General features: G+C 37.0%; 13 protein-coding genes and 1 tRNA gene. 7 read left to right on the forward strand and 7 right to left on the reverse strand.

Features of this window, described 5'->3' with window-relative positions; genetic code table 11:
* Positions 1–281: 281 nt before the first annotated feature.
* From ACSVH5_RS05850 to dnaE, 5 genes are all read right to left on the reverse strand, one after another.
* Positions 282–355, reverse strand: a tRNA-Asp gene (locus tag ACSVH5_RS05850).
* Positions 356–441: 86 nt separating this feature from the next.
* Positions 442–1,380 carry a DUF58 domain-containing protein gene (locus ACSVH5_RS05855; protein WP_438060519.1) on the reverse strand — a complete coding sequence of 313 codons (939 nt, stop codon included), beginning with the start codon at positions 1,378–1,380 and terminating at the stop codon, positions 442–444.
* A gap of 244 nt (positions 1,381–1,624) precedes the next feature.
* Positions 1,625–1,942: a thioredoxin gene (gene trxA / locus ACSVH5_RS05860; protein WP_024980008.1), complete on the reverse strand. Its 318-nt coding sequence runs from the start codon at positions 1,940–1,942 to the stop codon at positions 1,625–1,627.
* A gap of 210 nt (positions 1,943–2,152) precedes the next feature.
* Positions 2,153–3,064 (reverse strand): outer membrane beta-barrel protein, encoded by a 912-nt coding sequence (locus tag ACSVH5_RS05865; RefSeq protein WP_438060520.1) that lies wholly within the window; start codon positions 3,062–3,064, stop codon positions 2,153–2,155.
* A gap of 173 nt (positions 3,065–3,237) precedes the next feature.
* Positions 3,238–7,779 carry a DNA polymerase III subunit alpha gene (gene dnaE / locus ACSVH5_RS05870; protein ID WP_438060521.1) on the reverse strand — a complete coding sequence of 1,514 codons (4,542 nt, stop codon included), beginning with the start codon at positions 7,777–7,779 and terminating at the stop codon, positions 3,238–3,240.
* Positions 7,780–8,477: 698 nt separating this feature from the next.
* Between dnaE and leuC the strand changes: the two genes are divergently transcribed.
* The 4 genes from leuC to leuB all read left to right on the forward strand — a co-directional run bounded on the left by leuC (position 8,478) and on the right by leuB (position 13,507).
* Complete coding sequence (gene leuC, locus ACSVH5_RS05875) at positions 8,478–9,875, forward strand: 3-isopropylmalate dehydratase large subunit (RefSeq protein WP_438060522.1); 1,398 nt, start codon at positions 8,478–8,480, stop codon at positions 9,873–9,875.
* Between the two features lie 189 nt (positions 9,876–10,064).
* Positions 10,065–10,661 carry a 3-isopropylmalate dehydratase small subunit gene (leuD, locus tag ACSVH5_RS05880; RefSeq protein ID WP_438060523.1) on the forward strand — a complete coding sequence of 199 codons (597 nt, stop codon included), beginning with the start codon at positions 10,065–10,067 and terminating at the stop codon, positions 10,659–10,661.
* Positions 10,662–10,770: 109 nt separating this feature from the next.
* Positions 10,771–12,291 carry an alpha-isopropylmalate synthase regulatory domain-containing protein gene (locus tag ACSVH5_RS05885; protein ID WP_438060524.1) on the forward strand — a complete coding sequence of 507 codons (1,521 nt, stop codon included), beginning with the start codon at positions 10,771–10,773 and terminating at the stop codon, positions 12,289–12,291.
* Positions 12,292–12,445: 154 nt separating this feature from the next.
* Complete coding sequence (leuB, locus tag ACSVH5_RS05890; RefSeq protein ID WP_438060525.1) at positions 12,446–13,507, forward strand: 3-isopropylmalate dehydrogenase; 1,062 nt, start codon at positions 12,446–12,448, stop codon at positions 13,505–13,507.
* 88 nt (positions 13,508–13,595) lie between these two features.
* On the opposite strand, the gene ACSVH5_RS05895 is transcribed toward leuB, so the two are convergent.
* Positions 13,596–13,937, reverse strand: coding sequence for an RNA recognition motif domain-containing protein (locus ACSVH5_RS05895; RefSeq protein ID WP_064715451.1), 342 nt, complete (start codon positions 13,935–13,937; stop codon positions 13,596–13,598).
* 129 nt (positions 13,938–14,066) lie between these two features.
* Positions 14,067–14,558 (reverse strand): DUF6252 family protein, encoded by a 492-nt coding sequence (locus ACSVH5_RS05900; protein WP_438060526.1) that lies wholly within the window; start codon positions 14,556–14,558, stop codon positions 14,067–14,069.
* Between the two features lie 196 nt (positions 14,559–14,754).
* Between ACSVH5_RS05900 and ACSVH5_RS05905 the strand changes: the two genes are divergently transcribed.
* From ACSVH5_RS05905 to ACSVH5_RS05915, 3 genes are read left to right on the forward strand one after another with little or no spacing between them, the layout of a single operon-like run.
* The gene (locus ACSVH5_RS05905) at positions 14,755–15,309 is read left to right on the forward strand and encodes a 30S ribosomal protein S16 (RefSeq protein WP_438060527.1); all 555 of its coding nucleotides are present in this window, start codon (positions 14,755–14,757) and stop codon (positions 15,307–15,309) included.
* A 15-nt stretch (positions 15,310–15,324) separates the two neighbouring features.
* A complete protein-coding gene (gene rimM, locus ACSVH5_RS05910; protein WP_438060528.1) occupies positions 15,325–15,849 on the forward strand; it encodes a ribosome maturation factor RimM in 525 nt (174 codons plus the stop codon).
* A 57-nt stretch (positions 15,850–15,906) separates the two neighbouring features.
* On the forward strand, positions 15,907–16,647 hold the full coding sequence (locus tag ACSVH5_RS05915) for a tRNA1(Val) (adenine(37)-N6)-methyltransferase (RefSeq protein WP_438060529.1): 741 nt from the start codon (positions 15,907–15,909) through the stop codon (positions 16,645–16,647).
* The last annotated feature ends 138 nt before the right edge of the window (positions 16,648–16,785 follow it).

Consider the following 16,785-nt stretch of genomic DNA (forward strand, 5'->3'; position numbering starts at 1 on the left):
AAAGAAAAATCTTAATTGAAAATCGTTGAAACAAAAGTAATTTACAGTAAAAATTAAATACTTATAAATGTTTCACTATTTGAGATAGGTCAATTGTAAATAAAAAAAACAGAAATGCCTAAAAATAAAAAAAGCCATTCGCCGAGGCGAAAAGCTTTCCATTGGTCTAACTACTAAACCACGCTACGAGTTACAAATTCGTAGCAAACAACACAACTAATTTTAGATACCGTATTTGGGCAAAAAAGCACTTCATTACTGAAGTGCTTTCCCCAATATTGCGGTCTGGACGGGACTCGAACCCGCGACCCCATGCGTGACAGGCATGTATTCTAACCAACTGAACTACCAAACCTCTGCGTTATTGCGGTGGCAAAGATACAATAGATTTCTAGTTTTCCAAGCGTTTTTGAAAAAAATTTTCAATTAAAATCGACACCTCTACCCAAAGTTTTGTTTTTCAATCAAGTAAGTCGTCAAAATTTTTTCAAAATTATCCCCCACACTCACTGGAACGTACTTAATCTTGTTCTGTGCACACGTCATTGCTACTTTAGTAAAGTATTCTTGCATCTTTTTCTCATAAGACTCCTTAACATTGTCTGCAAAAACAGCAATTTCTTCGCCAGATTCCAAATCCACAAATCGCCTTGGTGCCGAATCGAAGTCAAAATTCAACTCCGTTTTATAATCCATCACATGAAACAACACTACTTTATGCTTGTTATGCTTCAAATGTTGTAAGGCAGCAAATAACTTCTCATCGGAAGTACTCATCTCATCCGACTGAAACATGTCCGTAAAAAGCAAAATCATCGACCTACGGTGCATTTTCTCTGCAATTTGATGCAAATACGTAACCGTATCGGTCGTTTTCTTTGGCTTTTGATTTTCAAGCAAATTTTCGAGTACATTCAACAACATTCTATGATGACGCTCACTTCCTTTTTCAGGCGCATAGTATTCATACCGATCTGAAAAAACACTCAAGCCCACCGCATCGCGTTGCTTTTTCAAAATATTCATCAAAACCGCGGATGCCAAAACCGAGAAGCCAATTTTATTCTCATAAAACAACTGCTCATTAGAAAGTTTCGGGTAATGCATAGACGACGAATTATCAATAATAATATGACAGCGCAAATTCGTTTCTTCCTCATACCGCTTAGTATACAAACGATCCGTCTTAGCATACAATTTCCAATCCATATGCTTAGTACTCTCTCCCGTATTATACACCTTATGCTCCGAAAACTCAGCCGAAAAACCATGAAACGGACTTTTATGCATACCCGATATAAAGCCTTCTACAACTTGATTCGCCAGCAACTCCAAATGCTGAAACTTACTTATCTTATCTATTTGTGATTCCATCTTCATCTTTCAAATATATCAAAAATCAACGTTAGATTCTTTTTTTGAAGCAGAAACAAAGGCTTTTTTGCCATTAGTAGTCCTGCTGTCCGTTATATCTGTCGCGCTGAACCCCAGCGCCACAGGATGCCACTCCCATCAGGGCTAGAGAGAAACATCCTACCCTTTTGGAAGCAACCCGCGCTAATTATTGGACACAAAAAAAGGCTTGACTCACATCAAACCTTTTCTAAGTATTCCAATCGTTAGATTACAACAAAGCATCTAAACTATCTGCATACGTTTGTTTTGGAGCCACACCTACTTGTTTTCCAACCACTTCTCCATTATGAAAAACCAATACTGTTGGAATGTTACGAACTCCGTATTTGGCAGCGAATTCTTGATTAGCATCAACATCTACTTTTCCAACTACCACTTTTCCTTCGTATTCATTACTCAATTCATCAATGATTGGTCCAACCATTCTACAAGGCCCACACCATGCTGCCCAAAAATCAACCATTACCGGTTTGTCTGATTTCAAAACTACTTCTTCAAAAGTAGCATCTGTTATTGCTAAAGCCATCTTTTATTTGTTTAATTTATCCCTCCTCTACTGACTTGGGCATTGGTTTATATATTTTTTAATAAAGCACAAATTTAGGAATTTATAATCAATCCCAAAGCAACTACAAATTAGTTTTGGCTATCACTCTATTGTTTGTGCTTATTTCCAAAAAAAGAGTTGCTCTATGCGAACAACTCTTCTTTTTGGTATATCTATCCCAAAGCAGGATTATAAACTATATTTTAAACCTATAGTCATTCCTAAACCGCTAATCCCAACATAAGAACTTAACTCATCCATAGCTTTTGTCTTATCCAGCCCATTTGGATTAGTTAAGGCATTATTAGAGCTTGTAGTTAATTTATCTCTATAATTAGTATGAATATCTGCTTTAGATTTAGTAGCTAATGCATCTTGTCCATTGATAGTATAAACGGTGGTTTCTTTGGTTTTTCCATGAACCGTAAAATTACGGTATTCTAATTCTGCAAAAGCCGAAAGTTTTTTTCCTAATTTGTAGGTTGTACCCATAGTAGCAGTAAATCCAACAGTTGGGTTTGGCAATACTTTGTCTACTTGATAAAGTGTAGCAGTTGCTGGAGAAGCAACTCCTGTTGGAATCACAGCATTAGTTGTAATTTCAAGATCCCCATGAACTGGCAATAACACCCCAACTTTAGTATAAGGTTCAAAACCATTTTTTTCACCTAAAAACAACACTAGTGCAGGAGCTAAATCAAAAGCGGTAATTTGACCCACAGATGAAAAGTTAAAAATAGGTCTTCCACCTGAAATAAATATTTGATCTGTTTTAGTTTGTGCCATCGTTTTGTCATTACTACTATAGTAATTTACCCCCATTTCAACTCCAACACGTGTAGAAAAACGGTAACCCGCTGTAAAACCAGTTCTAAATCCTTGACCGAAAGATCCTGTCACACTTTCTTCAGATACTAATTTTCCTCCTTGATATACTTTACTCAAGGCTGCATTCCCTCCAACAGTTGGAAACTCAGTAGATGCCGTTTGATTAAAATAGGAACCTCCTAATTTAAAATACCAACTTTCTTGTTTTTCAGTTTGAGCCATCATTGTAGAGGCCATCAATACTATTCCTAATAAAAATAAATGTTTTTTCATAATTTCTTTAAATTGTGGTGCAAAAGTATAGCTTATATGTTTTTATAATTTTTTTATATGCATGCATACCATGAAAATTTATTAATGATTCAATCAATTTATGATACAATTTTTATTCTCCTAATTATTGTGTAACATATATACTATTATCGCATATTTTTAACTCAAAATTATCAATTCAATTTGAAGTTGATTTGCATTTTCTCTAATTCAAATAAAAGCTCATTCGAAATCTTTACTTTCAATTTTCTACTAGGCATTGACAATTTAGTTACGACTTTGATTTCTTCTATTTCTTCAACTTTTGCTGCTGTTGTTACTGGATTTTCAAGATTTTCGCCTTCTTCATTATCTACACTATCTGCGAAATCTGCATCGTCAATTTCCTCAATGACTGAAGTTCTTTCTATTATTCTGCGTACTCGTTCCAACTCCATTACTTCAAAAGATACCGTATGATCCCCTTTATTTTCCAAAAACAACTGATTGAGCTTGTAAATAAATTCCGCTTCTATGTCTCTAATATTCAACAACAAGACCAATTTTTTAGCATACGCCTCCAACACATCTTGTAATTGCTTCACCTCAACAAACTGAATTCTAGGCTCTGTTAATTTACCCGTTTCTTTATTGGCCCAACCTTCTTTTACCAAAACCTTTATAAAGGTAAAGTTATTTTGAATAAAGAAATGGCGAAACTTCAAGTATTCTTCTCCAAAAATTCGAAACTCAAAATTTTCATCATAGCCTTCGAGCGTAAACATCCCCCAACCTTTTCCGTTTTTGGCGACTCTATGTTGCACATTATTAATAATCCCACCAAAAGTCAATGTTTTTCCAACATACTGTTCCAAATTTTTAAGCGCTTCTAACCTCACATTACAGAAGTATTTCATCTCAAATTTATAATCATCCAATGGATGTCCAGAAATGTAGATACCAACTACTTCTTTCTCTTTTGCCAATTTCTCCATTGTGCTCCAATCTTCGCACGGCGGCACAACAGGTTCTGCAATTTGTACTTCGCTGGTTTCTCCAAACAAACTCACTTGGGAGGAATTCTCATTCTCTTGGTATTTCGCTCCATAACGCATTGCTTTTTCATAAAACGTAATACCATCGCCATCATCATGAAAATATTGTGCTCTTGTAGCACCTTCAAAAGAGTCAAAACCACCTGCCAAAGCTAAGTTTTCGATGGCTTTTTTATTGGCCGCTCGCAAATCAATGCGTTTGGCCAAATCAAAAATAGATTTGTATTTACCGTCTTTCCTGTTTTCTACAATTGTTGCTACCGCTCCAGAGCCTACACCTTTGATGGCTCCCATTCCAAAACGAACGGCATAATCTTCATTTACAGTAAATTTATAGAATGACTCATTCACACAAGGGCCAAGCACTTGTAGTCCCATACGCTTACACTCTTCCATAAAAAACGACACTTGCTTGATATCATTCATGTTATTCGAAAGTACCGCAGCCATATATTCCGCAGGGTAATGCGCTTTCAAATAAGCCGTTTGATAGGCAATCCAAGCATAACAAGTAGAATGGGATTTATTAAACGCGTAACTCGCAAAAGCTTCCCAGTCTTTCCAAATCTTCTCTAAAACCGTTGCATCATGACCTTTTGCAGCTGCTTGCTCCACAAACTTCGGCTTCATTTTGTCCAAAACATCTTTTTGCTTTTTACCCATTGCTTTACGCAAAACGTCGGCCTCACCTTTGGTAAAACCAGCCAAAGATTGAGATAAAAGCATCACCTGCTCTTGGTAAACTGTAATTCCGTAGGTCTCAGACAAATATTCAGCACAAGCCTCTAAATCGTATTTGATTTCTTCTTCGCCATTTTTTCTTCGAACGAAAGACGGAATATATTCTAACGGTCCCGGACGATACAAGGCATTCATCGCAATCAAATCCCCAAAAACAGTAGGCTTTAAGTCCTTCATGTATTTTTGCATACCAGGTGACTCGTATTGGAAAATCCCAACTGTTTCTCCTCTTTGGAACAACTCATAGGTTTTAACATCATCAATAGGAAACGTATCGGGGTCGAGCTGAATTCCTGTTCGGTATTTGACCAACTTAACGGTGTCTTTAATCAACGTAAGGGTCTTCAACCCCAAGAAGTCCATTTTCAACAATCCTGCACTTTCAGCCACCGAGTTATCGAACTGGGTAACATACAAATCCGAATCTTTGGCTGTAGTTACTGGAACGTAATTGGTAATATCTGATGGCGTAATAATCACCCCACAAGCGTGAATCCCAGTATTTCGCATCGAGCCTTCCAATATCTTGGCTTGTTGAATCGTCTCTCCAGCCAAATCTCCTCCATTGGCAATGGCAATCAGTTCTTTTACACTATCAAACTCATCCGAACGCAATGCTTTTTTTACATCCTCTTCTTTTTCAGAAATAAAACGAGCCAAATTCCATTTTGATGGCATCATCCCTGGAATTAACTTCGCAATTCTATCGGCTTCAAACAAAGGCAAATCCAACACACGAGCCGTATCTCGAATAGCCGACTTCGTCGCCATTTTACCATAGGTAATAATTTGCGCTACTTGATTGGCGCCGTACTTATTGATTACATAATCCATTACACGACCACGACCCTCGTCATCAAAATCGATATCAATATCGGGCATGGACACACGATCCGGATTTAGGAAACGCTCAAAAAGCAAATCGTATTTAATAGGGTCAATATTGGTGATTCCTAAACAATACGCTACTGCCGAACCCGCTGCCGAACCACGCCCAGGTCCCACAGAAACATCCATTTTTCTGGCTTCGGCGATAAAATCTTGTACAATCAAGAAATAACCAGGATAACCCGAATTGGAAATGGTCAATAATTCAAAGTCCAATCGTTCTTGAATTGACTCCGTGATTTCACCATAACGTCTCTTTGCTCCTTCAATTGTAAGGTGTCGCAAATAGGCATTTTCTCCTCTTACTCCGCCATCAACTTCATCTTCTGGCACCACAAATTCTTGTGGAATATCGTATTTAGGTAACAGTACGTCACGGTACAAGGAATAAATTTCAACTTTATCTACAATTTCTTGAATGTTAATAATCGCATCAGGCAAATCGGCAAAGAGTTTTTTCATCTCCTCACCCGATTTATAATAATATTCCTGATTGGGCAATCCATAACGATAGCCTCGACCTCTACCAATAGGTGTGGCTTGTTTTTCACCGTCTTTTACACACAACAAAATATCGTGTGCATTAGCATCTTCTTTATTTAAGTAATAGGTGTTATTCGTCGCAATAAGTTTGACTTGATGTTTCTGAGAAAATTCAATGAGTGTTTTATTTACCCTATTTTCATCTTCTTGATTGTGACGCATGATTTCGAGATACAAATCGTCTCCAAATTGTGCTTTCCACCAAAGCAAAGCATCCTCAGCTTGATTTTCCCCTACATTCAGAATTTTACTCGGAATTTCTCCGTATAAATTTCCAGACAAAACCATTATGTCTTCTTTGTACTGTTCGACTATAGTTCTATCAATTCTAGGCACATAATAAAAACCAGCCGTGTAAGCAATAGAAGCCATTTTGGCCAGATTGTGATAACCTTTTTTATTCTTCGCCAATAAAACCACTTGATAACCATTGTCTTTCTTGGTTTTATCCAAATGATTATCACAGATATTAAATTCACAACCTACAATGGGTTTTATTTCGGTTTCAGTTGGTTCTTCTCCACTTTCTACCAATGCTTTATTTTTAGCCGATGCCGATTTGTTGTGATTCATAACAGCGCTCACAAAATGAAAAGCACCCATCATGTTTCCTGTATCCGTCATCGCTACTGCAGGAAACTTATTTTTGGCCGTAGCTGCCACCAAACCACCAATTGAAATGGTGGATTGCAAGACAGAAAACTGTGTATGATTATGCAAATGTGCAAAAGCTGCTGCCGAAAAATCTTTCTTTTCTGTTTCGGTCAAAATTGGTGCATCAGAAACAACGCCAGAAGCTTTAAGTTGTTCTCGAATCGCATCAGAAGCCTTCTTAAGATTAATGTGTTTTAATCCAATTAGCTGAAAAGGGTCTGGATTTTTACTTTGAAATTCTTTAAAATAATTGGATTCTACTTCCAACTCTTCTTTGGTAAAAACTTCTTTTCTAATTAACTCCAAAAAACATCTTGTAGTCGCCTCAACGTCGGCCGTAGCGTTGTGCGCTTCTGCAAAAGGTTGGTCAAATAAATACTGATGCAACTCGGTAAGCGTTGGTAATTTGAATTTACCTCCTCGACCTCCAGGTAATTTCAGTAAGGAAGCCGTAACCTCAGTACACGTGTCTAGAATTGGCATTTCACCCATAGGCGAAGCAACACCCAAACGATAGAACTCACAGCCCATAATATTGACATCAAAACCTACATTTTGACCAACAATAAATTTGGCTTTGCCTAAAGCTACATTGAACTTCTCCAATACTTCCGCCAATGGAATTCCCTCTGCTTGAGCCAATTCGGTAGAAATACCGTGGATTCGCTCGGCATCATAAGGAATATTAAATCCTTCTGGCTGCACCAAATAATCTTGATGCTCCACCAAATTTCCCATAGCATCGTGCAACTGCCAAGCGATTTGTATACATCTTGGCCAGTTATCGGTGTCAGATAAGGGTGCGCCCCAACGCTTGGGTAATCCGGTAGTTTCGGTATCAAATATTAAGTACATAAGTTAAAATAACAAAGATTAAAATTCCAAAATCCAATTTTGAAACTCCTTAAAACATTGGTTTTATGGAATATAAAAAACAGTACAATACAAATTGGCGGAAGTTCAAATTTAGGTTTTTTTTAAAGAAACTAGAGGCAATTTGTCTTTTTATTCCAATCTAAATCCAGGTTACAATTGTAGCACCAAAGCCAAAAAAATCTAGAGCATTTTCATCAAAAAAACGCTAAATCTCATTTTTGGATGTCGTAGTTTTTAAGTAAAAAAAAAGTGTTTTAAAGAACTCATTTTATCAATTTTACTTCTAAATAGCAGCATTTTCATTAGATGCAAAAACAACAACTTGTTGACTATTTTTAATCAAAAAACAAGAATTAGATAGAAAAAACGTAGTGAAATCATTGAAAAAATGGTTTGTTTTAAAAATAACACAACAAAATTACCATTTCTAAAAAGGATTTTAATTTTAAAAAAAGATGTTCGCTCTTTTCAAATGAATAGTAAAACCAATCCAACTTTTTCCTTAAAAAAGATTTTTTTTAATTCTAATCTGCCGTAGAAAAAGAATTTGGGTATCGTATATAATGAAATTTCAAAATTGACACTTTTTATTCGTTTGCTACATTTGCCTTCCAAGTTATACTTTTTGGGTAGCAACCCAACAAAAAAGACCAATACACTTAAAAAAATAGTTAACAATGAGTACTACATTATTCGACAAAGTATGGGATTCGCACGTGGTGCGCAAAATTGAGGATGGACCAGACGTGTTCTTTATTGACCGTCATTTCATTCACGAAGTGACTAGTCCCGTAGCTTTTTTAGGTTTAAAAGCCAGAGGCGTTAAGGTATTATATCCAGAACGTACTTTTGCCACTGCCGATCACAACACCCCAACAATAAACCAACATTTACCAGTAGAAGACCCTCTATCTGCCAATCAATTGAAAGCATTAGAAGATAACGCTACAGAATATGGTATTTCCCATTGGGGCTTAGGACACCAAAAAAATGGAATTGTTCACGTGGTAGGACCTGAAAACGGAATTACTTTACCAGGTGCTACTATTGTTTGTGGTGACTCACATACTTCAACTCACGGTGCATTTGGAGCCATTGCTTTTGGTATCGGAACTTCAGAGGTAGAAATGGTGCTTTCTACACAATGCATTATGCAACCGAAACCTAAAAAAATGCGTATCAACGTAAACGGAAAATTGAGTAAAGGTGTAGGACCAAAAGACGTGGCTTTGTATATTATTTCAAAACTAACAACTTCTGGAGGAACAGGCTACTTTGTTGAATATGCTGGAAATGTTTTTGAAGAAATGTCAATGGAAGGCCGAATGACCGTTTGTAATTTAAGTATCGAAATGGGTGCTCGTGGAGGTATGATAGCTCCAGACCAAACTACTTTTGATTTTCTTGAAGGCAGACTATATGCTCCAAAAGGAGAAGCTTGGACGAAAGCAGTTGAATACTGGAAAACATTGAAAACGGATGTTGATGCAGTTTTCGATGCAGAATTAACTATTGATGCCGCTGATATCGAACCAATGATTACTTATGGAACCAATCCTGGAATGGGAATTGGAATTTCTGCATCTATTCCAAGTGCAGACCAAGTAGAAGGTGGCGAAGAAACCTACAAAAAATCTTTGGCATATATGGGCTTCAATGAAGCTGATACGATGATTGGTAAAACAATCGATTATGTTTTCTTAGGAAGCTGTACTAATGGCCGTATAGAAGATTTTAGAGCTTTTACAGAAATCGTTAAAGGCCGCAAAAAAGCAGATAATGTTACGGCTTGGTTAGTACCTGGTTCACATGTTGTTGAAGCACAAATCAAAGAAGAAGGACTTTTAGATATTTTAACCGAAGCAGGTTTTGTATTGCGTCAGCCAGGCTGTTCGGCTTGTTTAGCCATGAACGACGATAAAGTTCCAGCTGGAAAATATGCCGTAAGTACTTCTAACAGAAACTTTGAAGGCCGTCAAGGTCCTGGTTCAAGAACGCTATTGGCTAGCCCAATTATGGCAGCTGCTGCTGCTGTTACTGGAAAACTGACAGATCCTAGAGATTTAATGATTTAAGAATGTAGATTAACGATTTTTGATTTGCTTCGCCTGTTCGCTAGCGCTCGAGTCAGATTTCGTTGGAAAACTAAATTCTTCATCACAATGACTTTTTACAATATATTTACTACAAAATTAGCGGACAAGATTTGATTTCTACACATAAATCAACAATCTAAAATCGTTAATCTAAAATCTAAAATTACCATGGCATACGATAAATTTACTATACTAACCAGCAGTGCAGTGCCACTACCGATAGAAAACGTAGACACAGATCAAATCATACCAGCTCGTTTCTTGAAAGCTACAAAACGTGAAGGTTTTGGCGACAATCTTTTCCGTGACTGGAGATATAATGGAGACGATACCCCAAAAGCCGATTTCGTTTTAAACGATGCTACTTATTCTGGAAAAATCTTAATTGGAGGGAAAAACTTCGGTTCTGGGTCTTCAAGAGAGCACGCTGCTTGGGCAGTTTATGATTACGGATTTAGAGCCGTAGTTTCAAGTTTCTTTGCAGATATTTTCAAAGGAAACTGTTTAAATATTGGGGTTTTACCAGTGCAAGTAAGTCCAGAATTTGCTGATACTATTTTTAAAGCAATAGAAGCAAATCCAAAAACAGAACTAGAAATCAATTTACCTGAACAAACCATTACTTTAATATCTACTGGTCAAAAAGAATCTTTTGACATCAACGGATATAAAAAGAACAACATGATTAATGGTTTTGATGACATCGACTATCTAATCAATATCAAAGAAGAAATTGTTGATTTTGCGAGTAAACAATTGATATAGAACCTTAAGTTACTTACAACCCAATAGTACTGTCCTATATCGTTTCTAAAATGATATAGGATTCGCTTTAAATAAAAAAAGGATACTTTAATCCGAAAATAATTCCCCAATGGAACAGAAAAAGATTGAAATAATGGATACAACCTTGCGCGACGGAGAACAAACTTCGGGCGTGTCGTTTTCGGCTGCAGAAAAACTAACCATTGCTCAATTATTATTAGAAGAATTACACATTGATCGCATCGAAATTGCATCGGCACGCGTGAGTGAAGGAGAATTTCAAGGCGTGAAAGGTATTATGGATTGGGCGGCTATCAAAGGCTATACCGATAGAATAGAAGTTTTATCATTTGTTGATGGAGGAATTTCTATTGAATGGATGAAAAAAGCTGGAGCCAAAGTTCAAAATTTGTTAACCAAAGGTTCTTTAAACCACTTAACCCACCAATTAAAAAAAACACCTGAACAGCATTTTGCAGAAATTGCACAAGCAATCGAACTCGCAAATCAAAACGGAATTGCCACAAATGTTTATCTAGAAGATTGGAGCAACGGTATGCGCAATTCTCCTGATTATGTGTTTCAATATCTGGATTTCATTACACAACAACCCGTAAAAAGAATTTTACTACCCGACACCTTGGGCGTTCTAATTCCTTCGGATACTTTTGAATTTATTTCTAAGATTACACAAAAATACCCTGACATTCACTTTGATTTTCACGCTCACAACGATTATGACCTTAGTGTAGCCAATGTTATGGAAGCCATAAAAGCAGGAATCAGCGGTTTACACGTAACTGTAAATGGAATGGGAGAACGCGCCGGAAATGCTCCTTTGGAGAGTACCGTTGCCGTTATCAATGATTTTTTACCTCAAGTAAAAATCAATATCAAAGAAACTTCTCTATACTCAGTTAGCAAACTTGTAGAAACTTTTACTGGATATAGAATTCCGGCGAACAAACCCATAGTTGGAGATAATGTTTTTACTCAAACCGCTGGTATTCATGCTGATGGAGACAACAAAAACAATCTCTATTTCAACGACTTATTGCCAGAGCGTTTTGGAAGAAAACGAAAATATGCGCTTGGAAAAACATCAGGCAAAGCCAATATCGAAAAAAACCTTCAAGAGCTAGGGCTACAACTTAATGCAGAGGATTTAAAACTCGTTACGCAACGCATCATCGAATTGGGTGACAAAAAAGAAACAGTAACCAAAGAAGATTTGCCTTATATCATTTCTGATGTTTTGGACAGTCAGTCGTATCAAGAAAGGGTTGTGGTGCAATCCTATGTTTTGGTTCATGCCAAAGGTATGCGCCCTTCAACCACACTTTGTCTTAAAATTGATGGAGAAGTAATCGAAGAAAACGCACAAGGAGACGGACAATTTGATGCTTTTATGAATGCCCTTAATAAAATTTACAAAAGCAAAAAAATGACTTTACCTAAGCTCATCGACTATGCCGTAAGAATACCTCCAGGAAGTAGCTCCGATGCTTTGTGTGAAACGGTTATCACCTGGACAGCCAACGGAAAAGAATTCAAAACACGAGGATTAGACTCCGACCAAACTGTGGCAGCCATTGTAGCTACGCAAAAAATGTTGAATGTAATCCATTAAAAAGCCACTTAGAATCTAAGCTTCTAAGTTTTCAAAAACAGACTTAGAATCTTTGAAACTAAAAAAAATTAATACCATACTAAGTTACTAATTTTTTGAAAAAACCTTAGAAACTTAGCTTCTCAGATTCTTAGAAACTTAAAAATAAAAAACAATGAAATTAAACATAGCCCTTTTAGCCGGAGACGGCATCGGACCAGAAGTCATCAACGAAGCCGTAAAAGTAGCTGATGCCATTGCCAAAAAATTCAATCACGACATCACTTGGACACCAGCCTTAACAGGTGCTTGTGCCATAGATGCTGTTGGCGTTCCTTACCCAGACGAAACACACGAAATATGTATGAAAGCCGATGCGGTTTTGTTTGGCGCCATCGGACACCCAAAATACGATAATGACCCAAGCGCTCCCGTTCGTCCTGAGCAAGGTTTGCTTTTAATGCGTAAAAAATTAGGATTATTTGCCAATGTACGTCCAACGTTTACTTTTCCTTCATTGATTGACAATTCTCCTTTAAAAAGAGAGCGTATCGAAGGAACAGATTTGGTTTTCTTGAGAGAACTTACTGGTGGAATTTATTTTGGCGAAAAAGGAAGAAGAGATGATGGAGAAACTGCTTTTGACAATTGTGTATACACCAGAGCTGAAGTACAACGTTTGGCTAAAAAAGGTTTCGAGTTAGCGATGACGCGTTCTAAGAAATTATGTTGTGTAGACAAAGCCAATGTTTTAGAAACCTCTCGCCTTTGGAGAGAAACGGTTCAAGCTATGGCCAAAGACTATCCAGAAGTAGAAGTGAGTTATGAATTTGTTGATGCAGTCGCTATGCGTTTGGTGCAATGGCCCAACTCTTATGACGTATTAATTACTGAAAATTTATTTGGAGACATATTAACCGATGAAGCTTCAGTAATTTCAGGCTCTATGGGATTAATGCCATCAGCTTCTGTTGGAGAACACACTTCATTATACGAACCTATTCACGGGTCGTACCCACAAGCTACAGGTTTGAATATTGCCAATCCATTAGCCACCGTTTTATCTGCCGCAATGATGTTTGAAGATGCCTTTGGATTAAAAGAAGAAGCGCAAGCTATAAGAGCCGTAGTCAACAAATCTTTAGAAGAAGGTATTGTTACCGAAGACTTAGCTGCAAAAGGAAGTAAAGCCTATAAAACTAGCGAAGTAGGTGATTGGTTAGTGGCCAATTTATAACACTTCATTACTTATAGTTCAAAATTTTGAACAACAAAAAAGGGAACAATTTTTCAATTGTTCCCTTTTTTTATACTAGAAAAAAATATTAATATCTTCCTCCTCTGTCACCACCACCGCGGTTGTTTCCGTAACCTCCGCGTGAATCACCACCACGGTTGTTGTTGAAACTTCTTCTTTCGCCTTCTGGTTTTGGCTCAGATTTGTTTACCACAATTGCACGTCCTTGAACGGTAGCTCCGTTTAATTCGTCAATTGCTTTTTGAGCTTCCGCGTCGTTTGGCATCTCTACGAAACCAAAACCTTTACTTCTACCAGTAAATTTATCCGTTATAATTTTAACTGAATCTACTGCTCCGTAAGCTTCGAAAGACTCTCTTAAATCTGCTTCCTCAATACTGAATGGAAGACTTCCAACAAAAATGTTCATATGTACTTATTTAAATAATGTGACAAATGTAGTCTTATTTTATTCTAAACTACTATATAACAAAACATTTAAGTTATAATTATGAAAAGGGAAGCATCTCAAAAAGCCCTTACCCTATTAAAAGCCAGTCTATTTCGTGCTTATTGGTGCTTCTAAAACCACTGGGACTTTGTAAAAAACACCTTGCGAAAAATAAAATTCTTTTTGGGTAGTAGCATCACCAGTGCTTATAGGAATAATAAATTTAAAGGTACCGCTAATAGTCCTATTGGTAGTATCGTATTCGGTGACACTAATTTTCCCAGTACCTTTTCCGTTTGCAGTATAATAGGTGATTTCTGGAGTGTTTTCACGAGAATAAAAGGAGGCATAATCAGCTCTATTATTGTCTAGCACAAATGTTTTAACTTCAGTTGATGACAAATGCAAGCTTAATTTTTCTTTTAATGTTGAAGCTTCAATTACAATTGAACCATCTTGCAATAGTGTCGCACCATTTTGTAATGACCGCCAAAAAACACCATTTTTTAGTCCTTGAATTGACGGGTTATTGAAAACAACATCATCAACACAGGAGCTTGCCAATAGACCCAAAACGAAAACAATCAGTACTTTTCTCATCTACTACGATTCATTGAATTTAGAATACAAATCTATTGTTTTTTTTACTTGCTAGCTCCAAAAAATATTGCGCCATCCCCCTCTAAAATTCTATCTCTTAATAATATAAGTTCGTTTTAGTTTTTTTAAATAAAAAATGTATCTTTGCACCCTTAATTAATCGAGGTCGTGTACCTCAAAATTTAATCACAAGATTATGTCAGTAAAAATTAGATTACAAAGACACGGTAAAAAACAAAAACCTTTTTACTGGGTTGTAGCAGCAGATGCTCGCTCAAAAAGAGATGGTAAATACTTAGAGAAAATCGGTACTTACAATCCAAACACTAACCCAGCTACTATCGAATTAAATTTGGATAGTGCAGTGAAATGGTTGCACAATGGTGCTCAACCAACTGATACTGCGAGAGCAATTCTTTCTTACAAAGGTGCTTTATTGAAACACCACCTTGATGGAGGAATCCGTAAAGGAGCTTTAACTCAAGAACAAGCAGATGCAAAATTAGCTGCTTGGTTAGAAGCTAAAGCTGGAAAAGTTGATGCTAAAAAAGAAGGTTTGACTAAAGCTCAAGCTGCTGAAAAAGCAAAAGCTTTGAAAGCAGAACAAGAAGTAAATGCAAAACGTTTAGCTGCTGCTGCTAAAGCTGAAGCTGACGCTATTGCTGCTGCAACTCCTGCTGAAGAAGTTGCTGAAGTTGAAGCTGAAGAAGCTCCAGCTGCAGAAGAGAATAACGAAACAACTGAGGCTTAATTTTAACAAGCGACAATGCGTAAAGAGGACTGTTTCTATTTAGGTAAAATCGCTAAAAAATTTAGTTTCAAAGGGGAAGTCCTAGCTTATTTAGACACGGATGAACCTGAGTTATACGAAAACTTGGAATCAGTGTTTGTTGATCACAACAAACACTTGGTTCCTTTTTTTATTGAAAGTAGTTCGCTTCACAAAAACGACTTTCTGCGCATCCGCTTTGAGGATATTACTACCGAGGAACAAGCCGATGCACTGCTTGGATGCGACCTATACCTTCCTCTAAAAATGTTACCCAAGTTGAGCGGAAACAAATTCTATTTTCACGAAGTAATTGGTTTTGAAGTAGAAGACAAACGTCTAGGATACGTTGGAGAAATTCAATCTATCAACGACACTACAGCACAACCTTTATTTGAAGTACTTAAGGGCGACGCCGAAATCTTAATTCCAATGATTGACCATTTCTTGGTAAAAGTAGACCGAGAAAACAAAAAAATCATTATGGATTTGCCTGAGGGATTGATTGAGATGTACCTTTAATCGAAGTACTCAGTCTACAGTTTTTAGTATTCAGTAGTTCAAAAATCTGAAATCGTTATGTCTAAATTCCAATTCAAACAATTTGCTATTGAACAAGACCGTTGCGCTATGAAAATTGGTACCGATGGTGTTTTATTGGGCGCTTGGACTCCTATTGACAATCATCCTTTCAGCATTTTAGACATCGGCACTGGAACTGGCATCATCGCTTTGATGTTGGCACAAAGAAGCGCAGCACAGCAAATTGACGCTCTAGAAATAGACGAAGCCGCTTACGAACAAGCGACAGATAATTTCGAAAATTCACCTTGGAACGATCGTTTGTTCTGTTTTCATGCCGGTTTGGACGAATTTATAGAAGAACCCGAAGATGACCCGAGCGATAGCGAACTGGCGCAGCAATATGATTTGATTGTTTCCAACCCTCCTTTCTATTCCGAAGATTACAAAACTGAAAATGAATCACGCGACTTAGCCCGATTTCAAGACGCGATGCCCTTTGAGCAATTACTCGAAGCGGCAGATTTATTGCTTACTGAAAACGGAATTTTTGCCGTCATTATTCCCTTTAAAGAAGAAGAAAACTTTATGGCTTTGGCCAACGAATTCGAATTGTATCCTTTGAAAATAACACGTGTCAAAGGAACACCTACTACAGAAATCAAACGTAGCTTACTGGCTTTTAGCCGAACTGAAACTACTGATTTACCAATTGACGAATTGGTTATCGAAACCGCAAGACACATTTACACCCAGGAATATACTGCCTTGACTAAGGATTTTTATTTGAAGATGTAGTTGCTTGACTTTGTTACTTAGTTAATGAGCAATGATTTTTCTCCTAGTGACTCTTTCAATTCGAAATTAAGATGTAAGTTTATGTTCATCTTCAAAAAATATTAAAAATACTTCGCTTTTTTAAAATTATAACATTTT

The sequence above is a fragment of the Flavobacterium sp. RSSA_27 genome, assembly GCF_051547125.1.
Classification (GTDB): domain Bacteria; phylum Bacteroidota; class Bacteroidia; order Flavobacteriales; family Flavobacteriaceae; genus Flavobacterium.